The sequence below is a fragment of the Blautia caecimuris genome, assembly GCF_024622975.1.
GTDB lineage: Bacteria > Bacillota > Clostridia > Lachnospirales > Lachnospiraceae > Blautia_A > Blautia_A caecimuris.
The window spans coordinates 152238-168241 of sequence record NZ_JANJZT010000005.1 but is presented as its reverse complement, the minus strand read 5'-3'; the positions used below and the strand labels follow the sequence as shown (position 1 = coordinate 168241).

13 protein-coding genes are annotated in these 16004 nt (G+C 45.6%); all 13 read left to right on the top strand.

The features are described 5' to 3' along the window. The first annotated feature begins 4 nt into the window (after nucleotides 1–4). The 13 genes from queA to NSA57_RS05315 all read left to right on the top strand — a co-directional run bounded on the left by queA (nucleotide 5) and on the right by NSA57_RS05315 (nucleotide 15600). Nucleotides 5–1036 (top strand): tRNA preQ1(34) S-adenosylmethionine ribosyltransferase-isomerase QueA, encoded by a 1032-nt coding sequence (gene queA, locus NSA57_RS05375; protein ID WP_147600170.1) that lies wholly within the window; start codon nucleotides 5–7, stop codon nucleotides 1034–1036. Nucleotides 1037–1587: 551 nt separating this feature from the next. Further along, a complete protein-coding gene (locus tag NSA57_RS05370) occupies nucleotides 1588–3033 on the top strand; it encodes an aminotransferase class I/II-fold pyridoxal phosphate-dependent enzyme (RefSeq protein WP_147600171.1) in 1446 nt (481 codons plus the stop codon). A gap of 4 nt (nucleotides 3034–3037) precedes the next feature. Continuing rightward, nucleotides 3038–3889 carry a polyamine aminopropyltransferase gene (gene speE, locus NSA57_RS05365; protein WP_022068400.1) on the top strand — a complete coding sequence of 284 codons (852 nt, stop codon included), beginning with the start codon at nucleotides 3038–3040 and terminating at the stop codon, nucleotides 3887–3889. Beyond that, nucleotides 3879–4736 (top strand): agmatinase, encoded by an 858-nt coding sequence (speB, locus tag NSA57_RS05360; RefSeq protein WP_257464233.1) that lies wholly within the window; start codon nucleotides 3879–3881, stop codon nucleotides 4734–4736. The genes speE and speB overlap by 11 nt, the downstream gene beginning before the upstream one ends. Before the next feature lie 36 nt (nucleotides 4737–4772). After that, nucleotides 4773–5975 carry a saccharopine dehydrogenase family protein gene (locus NSA57_RS05355; protein ID WP_257464232.1) on the top strand — a complete coding sequence of 401 codons (1203 nt, stop codon included), beginning with the start codon at nucleotides 4773–4775 and terminating at the stop codon, nucleotides 5973–5975. Between the two features lie 24 nt (nucleotides 5976–5999). Further along, the gene (nspC, locus tag NSA57_RS05350) at nucleotides 6000–7127 is read left to right on the top strand and encodes a carboxynorspermidine decarboxylase (RefSeq protein WP_257464231.1); all 1128 of its coding nucleotides are present in this window, start codon (nucleotides 6000–6002) and stop codon (nucleotides 7125–7127) included. A gap of 74 nt (nucleotides 7128–7201) precedes the next feature. Then, a complete protein-coding gene (glf, locus tag NSA57_RS05345) occupies nucleotides 7202–8323 on the top strand; it encodes a UDP-galactopyranose mutase (RefSeq protein ID WP_257464228.1) in 1122 nt (373 codons plus the stop codon). Nucleotides 8324–8351: 28 nt separating this feature from the next. Further along, nucleotides 8352–8927: a DUF6553 family protein gene (locus NSA57_RS05340; protein WP_022068395.1), complete on the top strand. Its 576-nt coding sequence runs from the start codon at nucleotides 8352–8354 to the stop codon at nucleotides 8925–8927. Between the two features lie 46 nt (nucleotides 8928–8973). After that, nucleotides 8974–11898 (top strand): insulinase family protein, encoded by a 2925-nt coding sequence (locus NSA57_RS05335; protein ID WP_257464227.1) that lies wholly within the window; start codon nucleotides 8974–8976, stop codon nucleotides 11896–11898. Between the two features lie 32 nt (nucleotides 11899–11930). Beyond that, nucleotides 11931–12839 carry a GTPase Era gene (era, locus tag NSA57_RS05330; RefSeq protein ID WP_147600177.1) on the top strand — a complete coding sequence of 303 codons (909 nt, stop codon included), beginning with the start codon at nucleotides 11931–11933 and terminating at the stop codon, nucleotides 12837–12839. A gap of 2 nt (nucleotides 12840–12841) precedes the next feature. Continuing rightward, nucleotides 12842–13594 carry a DNA repair protein RecO gene (gene recO / locus NSA57_RS05325; RefSeq protein ID WP_138270860.1) on the top strand — a complete coding sequence of 251 codons (753 nt, stop codon included), beginning with the start codon at nucleotides 12842–12844 and terminating at the stop codon, nucleotides 13592–13594. Nucleotides 13595–13634: 40 nt separating this feature from the next. Then, nucleotides 13635–14114: an ureidoglycolate lyase gene (locus NSA57_RS05320; protein WP_022067623.1), complete on the top strand. Its 480-nt coding sequence runs from the start codon at nucleotides 13635–13637 to the stop codon at nucleotides 14112–14114. A gap of 91 nt (nucleotides 14115–14205) precedes the next feature. Beyond that, nucleotides 14206–15600, top strand: a complete 1395-nt coding sequence (locus NSA57_RS05315; protein WP_022067624.1) for a glycine--tRNA ligase — start codon at nucleotides 14206–14208, stop codon at nucleotides 15598–15600. Nucleotides 15601–16004: the final 404 nt, after the last annotated feature.

Genomic DNA, 16004 nt, shown 5'->3' with positions numbered 1-16004 from the left:
TATTATGAAAACATCAGATTTTTATTATGATCTTCCACAGGAGCTGATCGCGCAGGATCCTCTGGAGGACAGAAGCTCTTCCAGACTTCTTCATCTTTCCATGAAGGACGGAAGCGTGGAGCACCGTCATTTTACGGATATTCTGGATTATCTGAAAGAGGGAGACTGCCTGGTTGTCAATGACACCCGGGTAATTCCGGCCCGGCTTTATGGACACAAGGAAGAAACCGGAGCGCTTATAGAGATTCTTCTTCTGAAACGGAAGGAAAATGATATCTGGGAATGTCTGGTAAAACCGGGCAAAAAAGCCCGTCCTGGCGCAAAGCTCGTTTTTGGAGACGGGATTCTGAAAGGTGAGATCATTGATGTGGTGGAAGAGGGAAACCGTCTGATCCAGTTTCAGTACGAAGGGATTTTTGAGGAAATTCTGGATCAGCTGGGAGAAATGCCCCTGCCTCCGTACATTACTCATAAATTAGAGGATAAGAACCGTTATCAGACCGTTTATGCAAAAAATGACGGTTCTGCGGCAGCTCCTACAGCCGGTCTCCATTTTACTCAGGAGCTTCTTCAGAAGGTGCAGGAAAAGGGGGTAAAAATTGCTCATGTGACCCTTCATGTGGGGCTTGGAACCTTCCGTCCGGTAAAAGTAGACGATGTGGAAAATCACCACATGCACTCGGAATTTTATGTGGTGGAAGAGGATCAGGCAAAGCTGATCAATGACACAAAGAAACAGGGAGGCCGTGTGATCTCCGTAGGAACCACAAGCTGCCGTACCCTGGAATCCGCTACAGATGAAGACGGTGTTCTCCACCCGGGAAGCGGCTGGACAGAAATCTTTATTTATCCGGGTTATCAGTTTAAAATGATCGATGGTCTGATCACCAATTTCCACCTGCCGGAGTCCACGCTGATGATGCTGGTTTCTGCTCTTGCAGGAAAAGACCGGATCATGGCTGCCTATGAGGAGGCAGTAAAAGAGCGGTACCGTTTCTTCAGCTTTGGGGACGCCATGTTCATAGATCCGGAATAACGGGAAAAGCCGGAAAATCCTTTAAATTCAGGGCAAATACAGGAAACAGGGGACTTAAATTGGAATAAATGCATTATAAGTTATTCCGGAATAAAACAGACTGGTAAAATTCCATCACCCAGAATGATTTTTTTAGAAAGTTCTTGAAAATAAAGTCGTTTTATGGTATAAATATACACGTATGGAAAACAGTCAGGAAAGTCTTCCATGCAAATATTTTACGCAGTCCAGGGAACTGCATTATTGATTGAGTTAGAAGCTCGAATTTTATAAGTTGGTTACTTTATAACCGGTATGCGTATCGCATGCATAACTTGTGAAACGGTCAATAAGAGTAGTAAAAGTAAAAATATTTGCTATATAGACTCTAATCCATTATCTGTTTTTTATAATTAAAATTTACATTATATAGAAGAAATTATAAGAATAAAGATAATAAACGCAAGCAGATGCAAAGTTATGCGCCTGCCTGCGTTTTTTTGTTCCATAGGAAAATACAGTACTTGTTTTAATAATGGATTTCCTATGAATTTCGGGAGGGAGGCTGAAACATGTCGCAGGAAAAGGCTCCAATTTACGAGGCACTGGAACAATTCCGGAGAATGAGGATCGTTCCCTTTGATGTTCCGGGACATAAACACGGAAGGGGAAATCCGGAACTGGTAAATTTACTTGGAAGTCAGTGCGTCAGTATAGACGTAAACTCTATGAAACCCCTTGATAATCTCTGCCATCCGGTTTCTGTGATCAAGGAGGCAGAACAGCTTGCAGCAGAAGCATTTGGCGCGGCAGGCGCATTTCTTATGGTTGGGGGAACAACATCCTCGGTTCAGACCATGATTCTTACCTGCTGTAAGAAGGGCGACAAGATTATTTTGCCCAGAAACGTACACAGAAGCGTGATCAACGCTCTTGTACTGTGCGGAGCCACACCGATCTATGTAAATCCGGATGTGGACAACCGGCTTGGTATTTCGCTGGGAATGAAGCTGGAACAGGTAGAGAAAGCCATTCAGGAAAATCCTGATGCAGTGGCTGTGTTTGTAAACAATCCTACTTATTATGGAATCTGTTCCAATCTCCGGGAGATCGTAAAGCTTGCCCATGACAGGAATATGAAGGTTCTGGTAGACGAGGCCCACGGCACACATTTTTATTTCGGAGAAGGCTTTCCGGTTAATGCCATGGATGCAGGAGCGGATATGGCCTCTGTCAGTATGCATAAATCAGGGGGAAGCCTTACCCAGAGCTCTTTCCTTCTGATCGGAAAAAATATGCATCCCGGCTATGTGCGTCAGATCATCAACCTTACCCAGACAACAAGTGCTTCTTACCTGCTTCTTTCAAGCCTTGATATTTCCAGAAGGAATCTTGCCCTTCGGGGAAAGGAGTCCTTTCAGAGGGTGGCGGAGCTGGCTGAATATGCCAGAACAGAGATCAACCGGATCGGAGGATATTATGCCTTTGGGAACGAGCTGATCAACCAGGACAGCATTTACGATTTTGACCCCACCAAGCTGTCCGTGCATACACTGGAGATCGGACTGGCAGGAATCGAGGTTTATGATATTTTAAGAGACGATTACGATATCCAGATTGAGTTCGGAGATATTGGAAATATGCTGGCGTATCTGTCTATCGGGGACAGAAAGCAGGAGGTGGAGCGTCTTGTCAGCGCCCTTGCAGATATTAAGAGAAGATACCAGAAGGACAAGACAGGTATGCTTACTCAGGAATATCTCTCCCCTCAGGTTGTGATGACGCCTCAGGAATCTTTTTATTCAGAAAAAGAATCACTCCCTGTGGAAAAGACAGAGGGAAGGATCTGCGGGGAATTTGTCATGTGCTATCCTCCGGGAATTCCCATTCTTGCTCCGGGAGAAAAGATCACAGGCCAGATTATAGAGTATATCCTTTATGCCAAGGATAAGGGCTGCTCCATGACAGGACCTGAGGATGAAAAAATTGAGAATCTCAATGTAGTGAAGGGAGAGTAGTGCCATGGAAATGTGGTTTTCTGACGAACACACAGAGGATGTGAAGCTTTCTATCCGGGTGAGAGAACAGCTTTTCAGCGCTCAAAGTGAATTTCAGCAGATTGATGTGCTGGACTCGAAGGAGTTCGGCAAAATCCTTGTTGTGGACGGAGATCTGACTCTGACAGAAAAGGATGAATTTATTTATCATGAAATGATCACCCATGTTCCAATGGCAGTCCATCCTCTTGTAAAGGACGTTCTGGTAATCGGAGGAGGAGACGGCGGCGTTGTCCGGGAGCTTGTAAAGTATGAGGAGATCGAGCATATCGACATGGTGGAGATCGATCCTCTTCTTGTGGAGGTGTGCCGGAAGTACCTGCCTCAGATCGCCTGCAGCCTGAATGATCCCAGAGTACAGATTTTCCACGAGGACGGCCTCAGGTTTGTGCGGTCAAAAACAGACTGCTATGATCTGATTATCATTGACTCTCCCAATCCTTTTGGCCTGGGAGAGGGACTTTTTACAAAGGAATTCTACGGGAACTGTTTCGGTGCTCTCCGGGAGGACGGAATCATGATCAATCAGAATGAAAGTCCTTTTTATACAGAGGAAGCCTTTCAGTGTCAGAGAATGCACAAGCGTATTCTGGAAACCTTCCCGATCTGCAGGGTATATCAGGCTCATCTGCCCTCTTATCCCTCCGGGCACTGGCTGTTTGGGTTTGCCTCAAAGAAATACCATCCTCTTACGGATCTGAACGGAGTGGCCTGGAAGCTGAAAGGAATCCATACAAGATATTACGAACCAAGATTACATGCCGGAGTGTTTGCCCTTCCGGTATATGTGGAGGAGCTTTTGGAAGATGTTGAATAAATCAGTAATGAACTTTATTGGCTGTGATGCCGGATATGAGGAAGCGGACATTGTGCTTTACGGGGCGCCTTTTGATTCCACCACTTCCTTCCGTCCGGGAACGCGATTTGCAGGACAGGCGGTAAGGAATGATTCTTACGGGCTGGAAACCTACAGTCCTTATCAGGACAGAGACCTTGAGGACTGCCGGATCTTTGATCTGGGAGATCTGGAGCTTGCCATAGGAGATTCTGAGCTTGTTCTTTCTGAGATTGAAAAAACAGCAGAGACCATCCTGAAGGATAAAAAACTGCCTTTTATGATCGGCGGAGAGCATCTGGTGACACTGGGAGCCGTGCGTGCGGCGGCCAGGCAGTATCCGGAGCTTCATATCATCCATCTGGACGCTCACACAGATCTGAGAGAGGATTATCTTGGGGTAAAGCTGTCCCACGCGGCTGTTATCAGACTGTGCTGGGATATTCTGGGTGACGGACGGATCCACCAGTTTGGAATACGCTCCGGAGAAAAGAGCGAGTTTGACTGGGCAAGATCCGGTCATACGGATTTTCATCCTTTTACTCTTGATGATCTTCCGGGGATTTTGCCGGAGCTGAAAGGAAAGCCTGTTTATTTTACTGTTGATCTGGATGTTCTGGACCCTTCCGTATTTCCGGGAACCGGAACGCCGGAGCCGGGAGGCGTTGATTTTCTCACCCTGATGAAAAATGTCACAGAGGTATGCAACAGCCTGAACATCATAGGCTGCGACGTCAATGAACTCTGTCCTCCCTGCGACCACAGCGGAATGTCAACAGCAGTTGCGTGCAAGATCATCCGGGAGATGCTTCTTGCGCTGAAAAAATAAAAAACTAATATTTACATATTTAAGGAGGAACCATTCATGGGAAAAGCGTTAATTATCGGATGCGGAGGCGTTGCTTCCGTAGCAATTCACAAATGCTGCCAGAACAGCGAAGTCTTTGAGGAAATCTGCATTGCAAGCCGTACAGTATCCAAATGCGACGCGCTGAAAGAAAAGCTTCAGGGAACTACAAAAACAAAGATCACAACTGCTCAGGTGGATGCTGACAATGTGGAAGAGCTGGTGGCTCTGATCCGCAAGGTACAGCCGGATGTGGTTTTAAATCTTGCGCTTCCGTATCAGGATCTTCATATTATGGATGCCTGCCTGGAAACAGGAGTTCACTATGTGGACACTGCAAACTATGAGCCGGAGGATACAGCCAAATTTGAATACAAATGGCAGTGGGCTTACAAGGAGCGTTATGAAAAAGCAGGAATCACAGCTCTTCTGGGAAGCGGCTTTGATCCTGGCGTAACAAGTGTATTTTCTGCCTATGCTCTGAAACATTATTTTGATGAGATCAATTACATTGACATTCTGGACTGCAATGCAGGCGACCATGGATATCCTTTTGCCACAAACTTTAACCCGGAGATCAACATCCGTGAGGTTTCTGCAAAGGGCTCCTACTGGGAGAACGCCCACTGGGTAGAAACAGAGCCAATGGAGATCAAGAGAGTTTACGATTTCCCGGAGATCGGCGAAAAAGACATGTACCTTCTTCATCACGAGGAAATTGAGTCTCTGGCTCTTAACATTCCGGGAATCAAAAGAATCCGCTTCTTTATGACCTTCGGAGAAAGCTATCTCACACATCTCCGCTGCCTGGAAAACGTGGGAATGACTTCTATTGAGCCGATCATGTATGAGGGAAAAGAAATCATACCGCTTCAGTTCTTAAAGGCAGTGCTTCCGGATCCTTCTTCTCTTGGTCCGAGAACAAAGGGCAAAACAAACATCGGCTGTATTTTTACAGGTAAAAAAGACGGCGTAGAAAAGACAATTTACATTTACAATACCTGCGATCATCAGGAGTGCTATAAGGAAGTGGGCTCTCAGGCAGTTGCTTATACCACCGGTGTTCCGGCAATGATCGGAACCATGATGCTGATGACAGGAACCTGGCAGGGACCTGGCGTATTTAACATTGAAGAGTTTGATCCGGATCCGTTTATGGATGCCCTGAATAAATGGGGACTTCCGTGGAAGATCAAAGAAAACCCGGATCTGGTAGATTAATGACAGAGAGGTTGTTTTGGCAAAATGAAAAGAGAGGAACTGAGAACGCCCTGTTATGTGATCCAAAAAGAAAAGCTGATTAAAAATCTTGAGATTTTAAGGGAAATCTGTCAGGAGACCGGGTGCCGGATTCTTCTTGCCCAGAAAGCCTTTTCCATGTTTGCCGTATACCCTCTGATCGGAAAATATCTCAACGGCGCTGCTGCCAGCGGGCTTTTTGAAGCAAGACTGGCGGCAGAGGAGCTGGGAAAAGAAAACCATATTTTTTCGCCTGCGTACAGAGAAGAGGAAATGCCGGAGATCATCCGTCTCTGCGATCACATTATCCTGAATTCACCGGCTCAGGTAAAAAAATATAAGGATCAGATCCTTGCAGGAGGCAAAAGCCCGGGGCTTCGGATCAATCCCCGCTTTTCCACCCAGGAGGGACATGAGATATACGATCCCTGTGCGCCGGGATCCAGGCTTGGAACTGCCATCGATCAGATTACAGAAGAATTACTGGATGGAATTGAGGGGCTTCATTTTCATACCCTGTGCGAACAGAATTCCGATGCCCTTTCTGACACCCTGAAAGCGGTGGAAGAGCAGTTCGGCCCTTACATGCACCGGATGAAATGGATTAATTTCGGCGGAGGCCATCACATTACCAGAGAGGATTATGACAGAGAGCTTCTGAAAAAATGTATCCGCCATGTGCAGGACACCTATGGGGTTCAGGTTTATCTGGAGCCCGGGGAGGCCGTTGCCCTGAATGCGGGAATCCTTTTGACAGAAGTACTGGAGGTTATGGAAAACGAGCTGTCCATTGCCATTTTGGATACCTCTGCAGCCTGCCATATGCCGGACGTTCTGGAAATGCCTTACCGTCCCCCTCTCAAGGACTCCGGTCTGCCGGGAGAAAAAGCCTTTACCTTCCGTCTGGGAGGCCCTACCTGTCTGGCGGGAGACGTGATCGGAGATTATTCCTTTGACTGGAAATTAAAATGCGGCGATATTCTGGAATTCGGTGATATGGCCATTTATTCCATGGTAAAAAATAATACCTTTAACGGAATGGCGCTTCCGGATATTGTTCTGGAAGAAAATCCCGGGGATTTCCGGCTGATCAGAAGATTCGGATACCAGGATTTCAAAACAAGACTGTCATAAAACAGGACTACCCTTTTTCTTCCTGATTTGTTATACTATAGGGTATAATGACTCAGAAGAAAGAGGGTTTTTTCATGAAAAAATATGATTACCTGATCGTAGGAGCAGGGCTTTTCGGCTCTGTGTTTGCCCATGAGGCTGTGAAATGCGGCAAAACCTGCCTTGTGATAGATAAGCGGGATCACATTGGCGGAAATATTTATACAGAAGAGATTGAGGGGATCCAGGTTCACAAATATGGCGCCCATATTTTTCACACATCCAATAAAACCGTGTGGGATTATGTGAATCAGTTTGCAGAATTTAACCATTTTGTGAATTCTCCCATTGCTGTCTATAAGGACGAGCTTTACAATCTTCCCTTTAATATGAATACTTTCCATCAGCTGTGGGGAGTGCGCACTCCGGCGGAAGCTGAGGCGAAAATCCGGGAACAGATTTCCAGAATGCATATTACAAACCCCAGGAATCTGGAGGAACAGGCGCTTGCTCTGGTGGGACAGGATGTATACGAAAAGCTGATCGAAGGCTACACCAGAAAACAGTGGGGAAGAGAGTGCAGGGAACTTCCTGCATTTATTATCAAGCGTCTTCCTCTTCGCTATACCTATGACAACAATTACTTTAAGGATCCTTATCAGGGAATCCCAAAAGGCGGATATACAGAAATTATCCGGAAGCTTCTTGAAGGAACCCAGGTTATCCTGAAAACAGACTTTTTTGCAAATAAAGAGGAGCTTTGCGCTCAGGCAGAAAAAGTGGTGTTTACAGGTATGCTGGATGAGTTTTATGATTACTGCTACGGCCCTCTGGATTATCGTTCTCTCAGGTTTGAGACAGAAGTGCTGGATATGGCTAATTATCAGGGAAATGCAGTGGTAAATTATACCGATTATGAGGTTCCTTATACAAGGATCATTGAGCACAAACATTTTGAGTTCGGTACGCAGCCAAAAACAGTGATCACCCGGGAGTATTCTGCGGAATGGACAAAAGGCGCAGAACCTTATTATCCGGTCAACGATCCTGCAAACAATGAGCTGTATGCCAAATATGAGCGCAGGGCTCTGGAAGAAAAAAATGTGATTTTTGGCGGAAGGCTTGGCATGTACCGCTACATGGATATGGACAGAGTGATCGAAGAAGCGCTGAGTCTGGCAGAGACAGAGCTTGTATACTGTAATGAAAATGAATAAAACCACAGGATCAAAGGAGAAAATTACTATGGATACACCCACAATCGCAGAATACTACAGAGAGGCAGATCCCCGGAAGAGAAAGGCGCTTCTGGAGCAGGCTCTTGCATCCGGTGAGGATATGGAGGCAAATGGGATCCGCCGGGAAATCTGGGAAGCCCGCTATAAGGATGACGGAACAAATGTGGCAGACGGCTATCTGAAATTCTGGATGTCTATGGAATTTAATAAAAATGCAGGCAGCAGATGGTTTGGAGTAAAAAGCGCCCAGAAGGAGATCAGAAAGGAACTGGATTCTGTAAAATATACAGAGTTTCTCAATAAAAGTGAGCTTCATAAGGAACTTCTTTACAGAGAATGCTGTCACCTGATAAAGCTTTATATGGATCTTTGTAAAACAGACCGCTCTTATAATTCCATGCTGTGCGGGATCATTACCATCAAGGAGGATGATGCAAAGGCAAAGCTTCAGAAGGATATCTACAAAACAGCAGTATGCCTTCCGAAGGATATCAGTATGGAGAAGGAGCTTGAGCTTCTTACAAAAGCCGCCCGTGAAATGTATGAACTGCAGTTTCCGGGAGAAGGAGGATTGCCGGAATAATCAGCCTTAAAAGAGCAATAATGAATAATAAAAACCGGAGGCAACTATGAATAAGGACAGAATTTTTGCTTATGACATTATCAAAGAAGAAAATCTGAAGGATATCCGTTCCACAGGATATCTTTTACGCCATAAAAAAACAGGCGCAAGAGTTATGCTCATAGAGAATGATGATGAGAACAAGGTATTTAATATTGCATTTCGTACACCGCCAAAAAACAGCACCGGCGTTGCCCACATTCTGGAGCACAGCGTACTGTGCGGTTCCAGGGAATTTCCGTTAAAAGATCCTTTTGTGGAGCTGGTAAAGGGCTCTCTTAACACATTTCTCAATGCAATGACCTATCCGGACAAGACCTGCTATCCTGTTGCAAGCTGCAACGATCAGGACTTCCAGAATCTGATGCATGTGTATCTGGACGCTGTTTTCTATCCGAATATTTACAAAAAAGAAGAGATTTTCCGCCAGGAGGGCTGGAGCTATCAGCTTGAAAACGTGGAGGGCCCCCTGAAATATAACGGAGTTGTCTACAATGAAATGAAAGGAGCTTTTTCCTCTCCGGATGAAGTTCTGGAAAGAGAAATCATGAATTCTCTGTTTCCGGATACCCCCTATGGCTGTGAATCCGGCGGTGATCCGGATCATATTCCGGAGCTTTCCTATGAGGAATTTCTGGAGTTTCATAAGACCTATTATCATCCTTCCAACAGCTACATTTATCTGTACGGAAATATGGATATGGCAGAAAAGCTGGCGTTTATTGACGAACATTATCTTTCTGCTTTTGAGCGGCTGGATGTGGATTCTGAGATCAGGAGACAGGAGCCTTTTGAAAAAAGAAAGGATTTGGTTATGGAATATCCGGTTTCAGAAAGCGAGAGCGAAGAGGGAAATTCCTATCTTGCCTACAGCACCGTAGTGGGAGACGCTTCTGATGTTCTTACAGGAACTGCCTTTGAAGTTCTGGATTATGCGCTTTTAAGCGCGCCGGGCGCCCCATTGAAACAGGCTCTTCTGGACGCTCAGATCGGTATGGACGTTTATGGCTCCTATGATGACGGAATCATGCAGCCTTATTTTGATATTGTGGCAAAGGGAACAGACCCGGACAAAAAAGAAAAGTTTGTAGAGATCATCCGTACCACTCTTGAAGATATCGCAGCCAATGGAATTGACAGAAAAGCTCTGGATGCAGGTATCAACTGTATGGAATTCCGATACAGAGAGGCTGATTTTTCTTCCTGGCCCAAGGGACTGATGTACAGTCTGGCAGTGTTTGGAAACTGGCTGTACAGTGATGAAAAAGCTTTTGCCCAGGTTCAGGCTCTCCCTGTGTTTGAAAAGCTGAAGGAGCTGGCAGGACAGGGATATTTTGAGGAGCTGATCCGAAAATATCTGCTGGACAATACCCATGGTTCTGTGATCACTCTTGTACCCTCCAAAGGTCTTGCTGCCCGTAAGGAAAAAGCTCTGGAAGAGAAGCTTCAGGCTCATCTGGAAAGTCTTTCTCAGGAGGAAAAAGAGGCGCTTGTACAGAAAACAAAAGCTCTGGAGGCCTATCAGGAGGCACCTGAGGAGCCGGGAGCAGAAAAATGTATTCCCATGCTGAAAAGAGAGGACATCCGCAAAGAAGCAGCAGGATTTTCCAATGAGCCTCTGGATGTGGACGGAAGCCTGTTCCTTTATCATGAGGTGCCCACCAACGGAATTGCATATCTTGATCTGATGTTTGATCTGAAAGACCTTGCGCCGGAAAAAGTCCCATATCTGGGTCTTCTGAAGTCTGTTCTTGGATATGTAGACACTGCTCATTATACTTACGGAGAGCTGTCCAATGAGATCAATGCCGAGACCGGCGGTATCAACATTGGAATAGAGGTGTTTGATCATGTGGACTCTACAGAGGACTATGACGCCATGTTCTCTGTAAGAGGAAAGGTGATGTATCCGAAAATTGACGTTCTGTTCCGTATGATCAGAGAGATCCTGAATACTTCCAGCCTGGAGGATACCAAGCGTCTCTATGAGATCATTGCAAGAGTAAAATCCAGAGCCCAGGCAAATCTGGTAAGCGCAGGACACTGCACAGCGGTTCTTCGGGGCGCTTCCTACAGCTCGCCTATGGCGGCTTTCCAGGAGGGAATGTCCGGTATTGCCTATTATCAGTTTATCGAGGAGCTGGAAAAGAATTTTGACACCAGAAAAGAGGAGCTTGTAAAAGAGCTGAATTCTCTTATGACGGAAATTCTCCGGCCGGAATATCTGAAGATCAGTTATACAGGAGAAAGGGAGTCTCTGGATGAGATCATGAAGCAGGTGAAGGCTCTGAAGCATACGTTTCATACAGAATTTGTTGACATCGCAGAAAAATCCATAAGCTGTGAAAAGAAAAACGAGGGATTTACCACATCCGGACAGGTTCAGTATGTAGCCCGTACCGGAAACTTCCGCAAAAAAGGCTATGAATACACAGGAGCTCTGGATATTCTGAAAGTGATTTTAAGCTATGATTATCTCTGGATGAACCTTCGTGTAAAAGGCGGAGCTTATGGATGTATGAGCGGCTTTAAGAGAAGCGGGGAAAGCTATTTTGTTTCCTACAGAGATCCCCATCTGAAACGTACCCTGGATGTTTATGAGGGAATTCCGGCTTATGTCCGTGATTTCCAGGCAGATGAGCGGGAAATGACAAAATATATTATCGGTACCATAAGCGGAAAGGATGTTCCCAGAACACCTCAGATGCAGGGAAGTATTTCCAAAACTGCCTGGTTCTGCGGCGTTACAGAGGAAATGATGCAGAAAGAGAGAAATCAGATCCTTGGCGCAGACGTAGAGGATATCCGCGGACTTGCTCCACTGATCGAAGCGATCCTTTCCGATGATGCGGTATGTGTTGTCGGAAGTGAAACAGCCATTGAAAAAGAACGGGAAATCTTTAAAGAGGTAAAATCTCTGATTTCCTGCTGACAAGTACAGAAGAAAGCAGGGACAATTTTTATATGAAAGAAAATTTTAAATCAGGCTTTGCAGCTATTATCGGCCGTCCCAATGTGGGGAAATCCACTCTGATGAATCATCTGATCGGCCAGAAGATCGCTATAACATCCAAAAAACCTCAGACCACCAGAAACAGGATCCAGACTGTTTATACCTGTGAGGACGGACAGATTGTATTTCTGGATACTCCGGGAATCCACAAGGCAAAAAACAAGCTGGGAGAGTACATGGTCCAGGTGGCAGAGCGTACTCTGAAGGATGTGGATGTGATCCTCTGGCTGGTAGAGCCAACCACCTTTATCGGAGCAGGAGAGCGTCATATTGCGGAGCAGCTGGGAAGCCTTCATCTTCCGGTGCTTTTGATCATCAACAAGGTGGATACCGTTGACCGGGAGGAGATCGCAAAGGCTATTGATACCTACCGGAAGCTTTATCATTTTGATGAGATCATTCCTGTTTCTGCGCTGCGCGGAGTGAATACAGAGGATATCATCCCAAGTATTCTCAAGTATCTGCCTTACGGCCCCATGTTCTACGACGAGGATACGGTGACAGACCAGCCTCAGAGACAGATCGCTGCGGAGATCATCCGTGAAAAAGCACTTCACGCCCTGGATGCGGAGATCCCTCATGGAATTGCAGTGGCTATTGACCGTATGAAGGAACGTCCGGGAAAAGGCCGTCTGGTGGATATTGACGCAACGATCATCTGCGAGAGGGATTCCCACAAGGGAATTATTATCGGAAAGCAGGGAAGCATGCTGAAAAAAATCGGAAGCAACGCAAGATTTGAGCTGGAGCGGATGCTGGATGCAAAGGTGAACCTGAAGCTTTGGGTCAAGGTGAAAAAAGACTGGCGGGACAGTGATTTTCTGATCAAAAACTTTGGATATGATAAAAAGGAAATCTGATCATGAGTGACCTGATTACTGTGCAGGGTGTTGTGATATCTGCCATGCCCATCGGGGAGTACGACAAAAGGATCGTGCTCCTTACAAGAGAAAGAGGCAAGATTTCTGCCTTTGTCAGAGGAGCCAGAAGGCTGAACAGCCCTTTTATGGCAGCAGCAGAGCCTTTTGTGTTCGGAAGCTTTACTCTTTATGAGGGAAGAAGCAGCTATAACCTGAATCAGGTAAATGTAACTCATCATTTTATGGAACTGGCGGCCATGCAGCCGGGAATTTATTATGGGTATTATTTTCTGGAGCTGGCAGATTATTTCGGGCAGGAAGGAACAGACGAAAGAGAAATGATGAATCTTCTCTATGTGACAGTAAAAGCCCTTCTGAATCCTCATGTAAAGGATTCCCTGATCCGCTGTGTGTTTGAACTGCGGGCCATGGCTGAGGAAGGGTACTGTCCTGAGCTTGCTTCCTGCGCCTGCTGTGCCAGAGATGAGGTTCCGGAAAACGACTGTTTTTTTTCTCAGGAGCATCACGGTATTCTGTGCGGTTCCTGCGCAAAAGGTCAGAGGGGTGCAGTAAGGATCTCCGGGGCGGCTCTTTATGCCATGCGCTACATTGTCAGCGCGCCAATGGGAAAGCTTTACACCTTTACAGTCAGTGAAGAGGTCTTGGCAGAGCTGGAGCGGATCATTCACAGATATGTTGACAGAAACACAGACCGGAAATTTAAGAGTCTGGAAATTCTGGAAATCATGAAATAAAAGCAAAAACTATAAAGAAAAATCAGCGGGAGGGATTTTTATGAAGCAGATCAAGGTAAAAACACTTACAGCAGAAAGTTTTAAAGAATTTGGAAGTTTTACAGATTTTATGAACCCTGAAGGCTACAGCCTGGGAGATTTTTATCAGGACAGACTGAGAATGCACAGTTCAGGAAGCATGCAGATGACTTTTTCGCCGCTTCTGATACATAAACCGGAAAAAATGATCGTCTCAGCAGCAGAATATCACAACTACACCCAGGAAGGCGTACTCTGTCTGGATGATGATGTGATCGTCCATGTGGCGCCTGCCGGAAAGGAGCCTGTACCGGAACTGACAGAAGCTTTTCTTGTGCCAAAGGGAACTATGGTGCTTCTTCATACAGGAGTATGGCATTTAAGCGCGATTCCTGTAAATAAAGAGCTGGCTCATGTGATGATCGTTCTTCCGGAACGGACTTATCACAATGACTGCGTTGTAGTGGATTATCCGGAAGAAAAATGGGTGGAAATCTGTTGAAAAAGCAGAAGGATGCTAGTATAATGAGAGCATTGATAACTGCAGGGGAGACCAGGCAGTTAAGAACATTGAAAAATTTAGGAGAATAATTATGGAAAAAACAATGGAAAAAATTGTTGCTCTGGCAAAAGCCAGAGGATTCGTCTATCCGGGCTCTGAGATTTACGGTGGTCTGGCAAATACCTGGGACTATGGAAACTTGGGTGTGGAGCTGAAAAACAACGTAAAAAGAGCGTGGTGGCAGAAATTTATTCAGGAGTCTCCCTACAATGTAGGCGTAGACTGTGCGATTCTTATGAATCCTCAGACATGGGTAGCTTCCGGTCACCTGGGCGGATTTTCTGATCCTCTGATGGACTGTAAGGAGTGCCATGAGCGTTTCCGTGCAGATAAGCTGATCGAGGACTACTGTGCAGAGCATGGGATCGAGATTGAAGGAAGCGTAGATTCCTGGTCTCAGGAACAGATGATGGAATTTATCAAAGAGCATCAGGTTCCCTGCCCAAGCTGCGGCAAACATAACTTTACAGACATCCGTCAGTTTAACCTGATGTTCAAGACCTTCCAGGGTGTAACTGAGGATGCAAAAAATACCGTATACCTTCGTCCGGAAACCGCGCAGGGTATTTTCGTAAACTTTAAGAATGTACAGAGAACCTCCAGAAAGAAAATTCCATTTGGAATCGGACAGATCGGTAAATCTTTCCGTAATGAGATCACTCCTGGAAACTTTACCTTCCGTACCCGTGAGTTTGAGCAGATGGAGCTGGAATTTTTCTGTGAGCCGGATACAGACCTTGAATGGTTTGCATACTGGAAGCAGTTCTGCCTTGACTGGCTCAGTTCTCTGGGTCTTAAAGAGGATGAGGTACGTTATCGCGACCACGATCAGGAAGAGCTGAGCTTCTACAGCAAAGCTACCACAGACGTGGAGTTCCTGTTCCCGTTTGGCTGGGGGGAACTGTGGGGTATTGCTGACAGAACAGACTATGACCTGACACAGCATCAGAATGTTTCTGGTCAGGATCTGACTTACTTTGACGACGAGAAGAAGCAGAAATATATTCCGTATGTGATTGAGCCGTCACTGGGAGCTGACCGTATGGTGCTTGCATTCCTGTGCAGCGCATATGATGAAGAGGTTCTTGACGCTGAGAAAAATGATGTGCGTACTGTGCTCCGTTTCCATCCGGTGCTTGCTCCGGTAAAGATTGGTGTGCTTCCTCTTTCCAAGAAGCTGAATGAAGGCGCTGAGAAGATCTATCAGCAGCTTTCTAAAAAATACAACTGCGAGTATGACGACCGTGGAAATATCGGAAAGCGTTACAGAAGACAGGATGAGATCGGAACTCCGTTCTGTGTAACCTATGACTTTGATTCCGAGACAGACGGCGCAGTAACTGTCCGCGACCGTGATACCATGGAGCAGGTTCGCGTGAAAATCGACGAGCTGGACGCTTACTTTGCAGACAAGTTTACATTTTAATAAAAAATAACAGGACATGATGTCAATAACCGGGGCGGTATTCTTTGGGATACTGCCCTGCTTTTTGGGCTCTATGTCAAGTTTTGGGGTGGGATTCTTAGGAAACCTGCCCTATTCCTGCATTTTGGAAGTCTTTTTTAAAGAGATTTTGTATGTCGCTTCTTTCGGAATTCCAACAGCAATAAGGGAAATACTCTTTCTCTGAATGAAACTGTTGAAATAGCAGAGAAATAAGAATCCGTGTCGAAATAATACGTGCAATATTGTCTTTTAGGTTGCTTTTTGTTTCCTGCGAAGATGTATATTTTGACTATGCATAATTTGAAATCAAACAATATTATATGCAAAATATATAATATAAACTTGACGGAATGAATATATATTGTTAAAATTAACAATTATAG

Bases quoted from the DNA above. Each gene is read 5' to 3' on its own strand.
- queA (WP_147600170.1), top strand. From the start codon at position 5: ATGAAAACATCAGATTTTTATTATGATCTTCCACAGGAGCTGATCGCG.
- NSA57_RS05340 (WP_022068395.1), top strand. From the start codon at position 8,352: ATGGATACACCCACAATCGCAGAATACTACAGAGAGGCAGATCCCCGG.
- recO (WP_138270860.1), top strand. From the start codon at position 12,842: ATGAGTGACCTGATTACTGTGCAGGGTGTTGTGATATCTGCCATGCCC.
- speB (WP_257464233.1), top strand. From the start codon at position 3,879: ATGTTGAATAAATCAGTAATGAACTTTATTGGCTGTGATGCCGGATAT.
- NSA57_RS05315 (WP_022067624.1), top strand. From the start codon at position 14,206: ATGGAAAAAACAATGGAAAAAATTGTTGCTCTGGCAAAAGCCAGAGGA.
- NSA57_RS05335 (WP_257464227.1), top strand. From the start codon at position 8,974: ATGAATAAGGACAGAATTTTTGCTTATGACATTATCAAAGAAGAAAAT.
- NSA57_RS05320 (WP_022067623.1), top strand. From the start codon at position 13,635: ATGAAGCAGATCAAGGTAAAAACACTTACAGCAGAAAGTTTTAAAGAA.
- NSA57_RS05370 (WP_147600171.1), top strand. From the start codon at position 1,588: ATGTCGCAGGAAAAGGCTCCAATTTACGAGGCACTGGAACAATTCCGG.
- era (WP_147600177.1), top strand. From the start codon at position 11,931: ATGAAAGAAAATTTTAAATCAGGCTTTGCAGCTATTATCGGCCGTCCC.
- speE (WP_022068400.1), top strand. From the start codon at position 3,038: ATGGAAATGTGGTTTTCTGACGAACACACAGAGGATGTGAAGCTTTCT.
- NSA57_RS05355 (WP_257464232.1), top strand. From the start codon at position 4,773: ATGGGAAAAGCGTTAATTATCGGATGCGGAGGCGTTGCTTCCGTAGCA.
- glf (WP_257464228.1), top strand. From the start codon at position 7,202: ATGAAAAAATATGATTACCTGATCGTAGGAGCAGGGCTTTTCGGCTCT.
- nspC (WP_257464231.1), top strand. From the start codon at position 6,000: ATGAAAAGAGAGGAACTGAGAACGCCCTGTTATGTGATCCAAAAAGAA.